Origin of the sequence: Bradyrhizobium macuxiense, assembly GCF_001542415.1 — a bacterium.
Classification (GTDB): domain Bacteria; phylum Pseudomonadota; class Alphaproteobacteria; order Rhizobiales; family Xanthobacteraceae; genus Bradyrhizobium; species Bradyrhizobium macuxiense.
In genome coordinates this window covers 142,166-148,473 of record NZ_LNCU01000106.1, presented here as the reverse complement: position 1 = coordinate 148,473, position 6,308 = coordinate 142,166, and the positions used below count along the sequence as shown (strand labels likewise).

At 63.7% G+C, this 6,308-nt stretch carries 7 protein-coding genes and 1 pseudogene; 4 read left to right on the top strand and 4 right to left on the bottom strand.

Annotated elements, in window-relative coordinates:
- The first annotated feature begins 30 nt into the window (after nucleotides 1-30).
- On the top strand, nucleotides 31-909 hold the full coding sequence (locus AS156_RS31785) for a DUF6537 domain-containing protein (protein ID WP_066513302.1): 879 nt from the start codon (nucleotides 31-33) through the stop codon (nucleotides 907-909).
- 177 nt (nucleotides 910-1,086) lie between these two features.
- Here the strand turns inward: AS156_RS31785 and AS156_RS31780 are convergent, their stop codons facing one another.
- Entirely contained in the window at nucleotides 1,087-1,308 is a 222-nt protein-coding gene (locus AS156_RS31780) for a hypothetical protein (RefSeq protein WP_066513178.1), read from the bottom strand.
- Between the two features lie 51 nt (nucleotides 1,309-1,359).
- Complete coding sequence (locus AS156_RS45180; protein ID WP_245313163.1) at nucleotides 1,360-1,917, bottom strand: hypothetical protein; 558 nt, start codon at nucleotides 1,915-1,917, stop codon at nucleotides 1,360-1,362.
- Between the two features lie 205 nt (nucleotides 1,918-2,122).
- Here AS156_RS45180 and AS156_RS31765 point away from each other — a divergent pair, with 205 nt between their 5' ends.
- Complete coding sequence (locus AS156_RS31765) at nucleotides 2,123-2,485, top strand: PRC-barrel domain-containing protein (protein ID WP_066513176.1); 363 nt, start codon at nucleotides 2,123-2,125, stop codon at nucleotides 2,483-2,485.
- A gap of 188 nt (nucleotides 2,486-2,673) precedes the next feature.
- The gene (locus AS156_RS31760; protein ID WP_066513298.1) at nucleotides 2,674-3,381 is read left to right on the top strand and encodes a Crp/Fnr family transcriptional regulator; all 708 of its coding nucleotides are present in this window, start codon (nucleotides 2,674-2,676) and stop codon (nucleotides 3,379-3,381) included.
- A gap of 549 nt (nucleotides 3,382-3,930) precedes the next feature.
- Here the strand turns inward: AS156_RS31760 and AS156_RS46150 are convergent.
- Together AS156_RS46150 and AS156_RS31755 are read right to left on the bottom strand one after the other, a co-directional pair.
- Nucleotides 3,931-4,380, bottom strand: a complete 450-nt coding sequence (locus AS156_RS46150) for a DUF3551 domain-containing protein (RefSeq protein ID WP_430641825.1) — start codon at nucleotides 4,378-4,380, stop codon at nucleotides 3,931-3,933.
- 155 nt (nucleotides 4,381-4,535) lie between these two features.
- On the bottom strand, nucleotides 4,536-4,889 hold the full coding sequence (locus AS156_RS31755) for a hypothetical protein (RefSeq protein ID WP_066513174.1): 354 nt from the start codon (nucleotides 4,887-4,889) through the stop codon (nucleotides 4,536-4,538).
- 427 nt (nucleotides 4,890-5,316) lie between these two features.
- Between AS156_RS31755 and chrA the strand changes: the two are divergent.
- Nucleotides 5,317-6,308 (top strand): annotated as a pseudogene (gene chrA, locus AS156_RS31750) (chromate efflux transporter); the annotation flags it as partial.

Here is a 6,308-nt window from a genome sequence, read left to right as displayed (position 1 = left end):
CCCGCCGTGACGAGTTCTGGAGGCGCCGCAGTGCCGGACGACGATGGTCTCCTGGCTTCGCTCCGTTACCTGTTCGCCGACATCATCGGCGACGAGGACGACGGACCGCTGCTGCCGCCGGAAGCCTGCTCCGAGCAGCTCAGCCCCGTCGTCAGCGACGCTATCCATCTGCTCACCGAGTATCAGAGCGCCGGCTACGCCAGGCTCTATATCGACCGGCTCGAACGTTTCGTCGGCCGGCGCGGTGTCGGCGACGCGATGCTGACAGATATCGCGCAGCTCATGGCGCAGCGCATGGCCTACGAGGATCCGATCCGCATCGCGCAATTCAAGCTTCGCGAGGTCATTGCGGCGGGGGGGCTTGCGCCACGCTCCGTCGACGACGTCAAGATATTCCGTATCGACGAGCTGATCGACGCCTTGCCGGTGGTGGTGGGCGATCCCGTGCTGGCCGTGCTCGAGCGCTTCGGCTGGCGCCGCCGCAGGGTCTCGGTCCGCTTTTCCGGCCACACCCGCTTCAGCGTTCGTCGGCTTCGGATCGAGGCCGGCCTGAAGCGGTGGCGGCTGTTCTCGGCGCGCTATGCCAAGGAGCGCGTCTGGGTTGAGCGCTGGCTCCACATGATCGACCGCAGCCTGACCAAGCAGCCGAGCGCGACGGTGGCGGTGATCGAGACCGCGACCATGATCAGCGGCTACGGCAATCCCTATCGCCAGGGCATCGCGGATTGGCACGCGATCATCGACGGGCTCGCCAAGCCGGTGTTCGACGGCGCGCTCGCGCTCCCCGATCTCGCCGGCGCGATCACCGAAGCCCGCGCCGCCGTCATGCCCGATCCGCGCCAGGCCTCGCTGAAATGCAAGATCGCGGAAATCCGCGCGCGGGTGCCGGCTGCTACTCCGTCGCCTTGACGTCCGAAACCATCGCAAAATCTATCGCCGTCATCCTGAGGTGCGAGCGGAGCGAGCCTCGAAGGATGCACGGCCCGGCTGGTGGCCGTCGATCCTTCGAGACGCGCGCGATGCGCGCTCCTCAGGATGACGGGGCTGACGGTATCGCAGTCGGCTTTGCCGACGGAAGCTCGCAATCTACCGCTCGATATGCGGCGGCTCGTCGTAGCCGTGGCGGCTTGAATAGAACAGCAGGCCCATCAGCCCAACGCCGACAATGACCAGGAGGGCAATTCCGATCGTGAACAGGACGATGCCATAGGTGGGCACCGGTGCGTCCGAGACCATCAAGCCTTCATAGGCGTAAGTGCCGACGGCGACCAGGAGGGCGATCAGGACGATGCTGATTGCGACACGCATGCGGATCTGCCTCTGCTGAGGGCCGAGAGCAGCGGTCGCTGATAACGACGGCTATCCTGCCGCGGCAGCGACCTTGGCCAGCGCCCGTTGTCCGGCGTTGGTCAGCTCGTGGAGCGTCGTCCGGCCGCTCTTGGCGCACTTGATGATGTATCTGGCAACGCGCTTGCGGGTGGCATGTTCCTCGCCGTGCAGGGCTCCCTCGCAGATGCGGTCGAGCGCCGCGTTCATGATGGCGAGCGTACGCGAGTCAAATGTCTCCTCGATCATCGCGGCTCTCCCTGCAGGCCCGTTCGGGCGCGGTTGTTTGCGAAGCGTCAGCGAATCGCTGACCTCCATCACGGTTTCGGTCTGCCTGGCCTGCTTCATCAGCATTTCGCGTTCGCGTCCGGGCGGCATCTTACGCGCCGCGACGCGGGCGTCGTCGGCGAATTTCTGGAGGCGCGTCTCGAACGATCCGAGCGGTCGTGATCTGTTGCGTTTCTTCTTGGTCATGCCGCCTCCTGGTGGGAACCGGATGCTAGGCGGGTTCCGCAGCGTCGTCGTTAACATGTGACATCGGGCCGATCGAAAAATCGCGCCCGAAACCGCAGGAACGATCTCGCTGGACATGCATAACGTCAGTGTGTTCGCTGCTTTGCTCCCCGGAAGCAGTGGACCACTCCGGTGACGGACCTCGGCGAAATTTCTTCGCCGGGGCCCGCTTGGCATCGGGAAATTGCTGCCTGGCCGGCACCGCGCGCTGCAGCAATTGTCGCAGGAACGGACGATTACGCTGGCTCGTTGACGTCGGGAGGCATTCAACGGAGAGCGCACGATGGCGATGGACGAGAAGGAGACCGGCAGCCTCATCGGTAGCGACAAGGTCGAGGGCACCGCAGTCTTTGGCGCCGACGACCGCAAGCTCGGCTCGATCGAGCGTGTCATGATCGACAAGAAGAGCGGGCGCGTGTCCTACGCGGTACTCGGCTTCGGCGGCATTCTCGGGCTCGGCAACGACCACTATCCGCTGCCCTGGCAATCGCTGAAATACGACACGCGGCTGGGCGGCTACGTCACCGGTATCACCGAGGACCAGCTTCGCAGCCCGCCGAAATACGACAGCGAACGTGACTGGAATTGGGCCGACGTCGGCGCCACGCGTGCGCTGCACGACTACTATGGCGTGCCGTTCGTCTGAGCGGCGTCAGGCTGTCGGCGCCAAAATAAATCGGCGCTTCCGTACACTTTTGAACATTCGCCAATACTTGTGCGATGTAACATGCGTTATTGCAATCAACCCGGCGGTTACCCGATGAACATGCGGGGAGACCAATGTCGTTGGCATCGTTAGTCCGGAAATTGGAGCAATTCGTACGGCTCTCGCCGATGGATCACGTTATCCTCAATCGCGCAGCATCAGAGCGCGTGCGCCACTTCGGTCCGCGGGTCGACATCGTGCGCGAGGGCGACAAGCCCAAGGATGTCCATCTGATCCTGTCCGGCTGGGCCTGCCGATACAAGCAACTCGAGGACGGCCGGCGGCAGGTGGTCTCGTTCTTCCTGCCGGGCGACATCTGCGACATCAACGTCTTCATCCTGCGCGAGATGGATCATTCGATCGGCACCATCACGCCGGTGTCGATCGCCGATCTCCCGCACGAATTCTTCGACCACGTCGCCGCAAGGCATCCGCGCATCGTCGCCGCGTTCTGGTGGGAGACCCTGGTCGATGCCGCGATCCAGCGTGAATGGACGATGAATCTCGGCCAGCGCACGGCCCTGGAGCGTACCGCCCATCTGCTCTGCGAGATCTGGCTGCGCCTGCGCGTGGCCGGCTTGACCAGAGGCGACAGTTGCGATTTTCCGCTGACCCAGGCCGATCTCGCCGATGCCGCCGGCCTCTCCAAGGTCCATGTCAATCGCACGCTGCAGGAGCTGCGCGCCAACGGACTCATCGTCCTCAAGGGCCGGACGCTCTCGGTGCCCGACCTCGACCGCCTGATGCGTGCGGGCCTGTTCAACCCGAACTACCTGCACATGGAGCACGAGGGCCAACAACTCGACGCCGCGACCACGGACGCCGCGGTCGGATGAGGTGACCGGCAGTCATTGTTGGTTGTTGGGTGGACGCAACCACGACATCGCCCGCATTGCTGCGGCGAGGCGTTAGCCGTGCTTGCGAACCCATTAATATCCCTATGCAACCGAGGTGGCTCAGGCGACGACCAGATCGGGCACCGGGACCTTGCCCTTGGTCTCGGGCCCGTAGAAAGCCGCGACGGGCGTAGCAAAGCGTGAGGGGTTGCTGCAGCTTTCCGATGCCGCTTCCCTCCGCTTCGGTGCACCGTTTTCTTGCCGGTCCGCTCGTCCTCCGACTGCTGTTGGACTATGCGCCGCAATGAGCCGGCGAGACGTCCCACGGCCCTGGCGTTTGCCGCGTTAATCGACGGGATACCGGTGAACGACCAACCGGCGAGCGACCTTGAAGTCCACTTCCTGACCTTCGCCGATTGGAGGCGGTTCGATCGACTTCGGGCGGTTCGCCGGGACGACTTAGTGAGCCAAACATCGTCACATCAGGGACTGCGGGTCCGGCACAGTCGTGAGGCTCAACCGCATGCTGGCGAATGCGAGCGCGAAGGATTAGCGTCCAAACCTGCGAGGGGGCAGCGACCTTGGAGCGAAATAGGGGTTGAGCAGGCAGGTCGCCGGGAGGCCCATCGCGGAAGCCTGGCACTGATCTATCGACGAGTAGATGCAATCCATTCGCTCGCCGATCAGCGAGCCGTAAGTATGCATGCAGACCGGGTAGCGTGGATCATACATTTGTGCAGATGCCGGCCCTGTCATCCAGAGCGCGCTTAGCGCCAGCATCAGCGCTCCAAGTAACTTCACTTCAGGTCTCCTGCTATTGGTCGAGAGCTTCGTTCTCTCGCGCGGGGCATGATAGCCTCGGTCTTCTACCTTGATCCAGTCCCTGGAAACACATGGCCGCCCGGCAGGATCGATCACGACGCTTTGCAGCCAAGCAGATCGGCTTCGCAATGCGCGGCCGATCGATGCCGTTCCCAATGCGATGCTGACGTGGCGCATCAGGACGCTTGCGCTGCCTCGCACGGCTTACGAAATTGGGGCGATGTTGGGGGCGTGGATCGAGGAGAACGTTGAGACCCGCCGGGCGCGAACCGGCGGGTCTCTTTAGTTGAGTCGGAAATTCATCAGACCGTGTTGGCCTGGGTTGTCTTGGCTCAGGCCGTCTTGGCGAAGAGCGTCAGGACACCGTTGGTGAGGTTGACGGCGACAACGTGTGACGAATTCAGGCCCTTCGCCTTGAGCGCGGATACCGCTTCCGGTGATGCGTCGATGGAACCGCGAAGTTTTTGCAGGTCGTCCGGGCTTGCCTTCGAAACGACGGCCTCGACCTTTGACCGTACGTCGGGCTGGAGGTCCTTGATGTCGACGACCTGTATGCTCCGGATTACGGTCGACTCTTCAGATTGAGCCTGCGGCGGGGCCTTCGGTTGTGTTCCTTGCGCCTGCGCCCAAGCAGGTGTTCCGAGAGAGAGCGCCCCAACGATGACGGATGCCGTAAAGATACGCATAAGCGTTCCTTTCTTGATTTACCCCCAACATCCCGCGTGAACGCATCGTCCGGGCTTATGTTCCCGGTTGTGGCGCTCCGGAGAGGACAACCGAGAACATCGCCACGAAAAAGCCCCTTGCGCTCGGGACGCCAAGGTTGATTGCCACAACATTGCCATCGCAGCGGCTGTGACGCTGGCCTGGCTCAAAAGCGTACAACCAATGCAGACGCGCATACGTGGCGGCGACGCCATCTACAGGAATGCGCAACCTGAACGGTTCCGGTGTCTTGTCGGCTTTTGCTGTTGGGTTATCTTTCGCGCCTCGCGATCATCTTGTCTTTCCCGACGTGATCGTGGACAGAAACCAGATTTGGAATAGTGCTGCTCACTGAGACGACTCGCCGGGCATCGGGCGCCGGTGCGAAAGAGAAGCGTTGGCAAGTCGATGACGACAGCTCAGCAACCGGCGGGCACCGCCGCCGAGGTTTTCGCGGCATTCCTCAAACTCGGGTTGACGTCGTTCGGCGGGCCGATCGCCCATATCGGCTACTTCCGGCATGAATTCGTCGAGCGGCGCAAATGGCTCGACGAACAGGCCTACGCCGATCTCGTCGCGTTGTGTCAATTCCTGCCGGGTCCGGCAAGCAGTCAGGTCGGCTTCTCGCTCGGCCTGATGCGCGCAGGCTATCCTGGCGCGCTGGCGGCATGGACCGGCTTCACGCTGCCGTCGGCCATTGTGCTGGTGCTGTTTGCCTATGGCGCCGGCGCGCTGAGCGGTCCCGTCGGCACGGGCCTTGTGCATGGGCTGAAGCTCGTGGCGGTCGCCATCGTCGCGCAGGCGGTGTGGGGCATGGCGCGCACGCTCTGTCCCGACCGGACACGCGCCTCGATCGCCGTGGTCGCGGCGCTGCTCATTTTGTTCAGCACGGCGTCGGTTGCGCAGATCGGCGCCATCCTGTTGGGCGGCATCGCCGGCCTTGCGCTGTGCCGAACCGGAGAGAGCAACGGGGTCGGTCACTTCGTGATGCCGGTCTCACGATCAGCGGGGCTGGTTGCGCTGGCGGCGTTCGCGACGCTGCTGATCGGCTTGTCGCTCCTGGCGCGGCTGGCGCCGGGCTCCGGCGTTGCGCTGTTCGACGCGTTCTATCGCTCCGGCGCCCTGGTGTTCGGCGGCGGCCATGTGGTCCTACCGCTGCTGCGCGAGGCCGTCGTAACGCCGGGCTGGGTCGGTGACGATGCGTTCCTCACCGGCTACGGCGCCGCACAGGCGGTGCCTGGTCCGCTGTTCACCTTCGCGGCCTATCTCGGCGCCGTGGTCAAGATCGCGCCGCATGGCGTCGCCGGCGCGATCATAGGACTGCTCGGCATCTTTCTGCCCGGCGTCCTGATCCTGCTCGCGGCGCTGCCGTTCTGGGACACGTTTCGCAACCGAGCCGA

Excerpts from the sequence above, each read along its gene's own strand:
- AS156_RS31780 (WP_066513178.1), bottom strand. The coding sequence starts at position 1,308 with ATGCGTGTCGCAATCAGCATCGTCCTGATCGCCCTCCTGGTCGCCGTC.
- AS156_RS45180 (WP_245313163.1), bottom strand. The coding sequence starts at position 1,917 with ATGTCCAGCGAGATCGTTCCTGCGGTTTCGGGCGCGATTTTTCGATCG.
- AS156_RS31760 (WP_066513298.1), top strand. The coding sequence starts at position 2,674 with ATGGATCACGTTATCCTCAATCGCGCAGCATCAGAGCGCGTGCGCCAC.
- AS156_RS31755 (WP_066513174.1), bottom strand. The coding sequence starts at position 4,889 with ATGCGTATCTTTACGGCATCCGTCATCGTTGGGGCGCTCTCTCTCGGA.
- AS156_RS46150 (WP_430641825.1), bottom strand. The coding sequence starts at position 4,380 with ATGCGCCACGTCAGCATCGCATTGGGAACGGCATCGATCGGCCGCGCA.
- AS156_RS31765 (WP_066513176.1), top strand. The coding sequence starts at position 2,123 with ATGGCGATGGACGAGAAGGAGACCGGCAGCCTCATCGGTAGCGACAAG.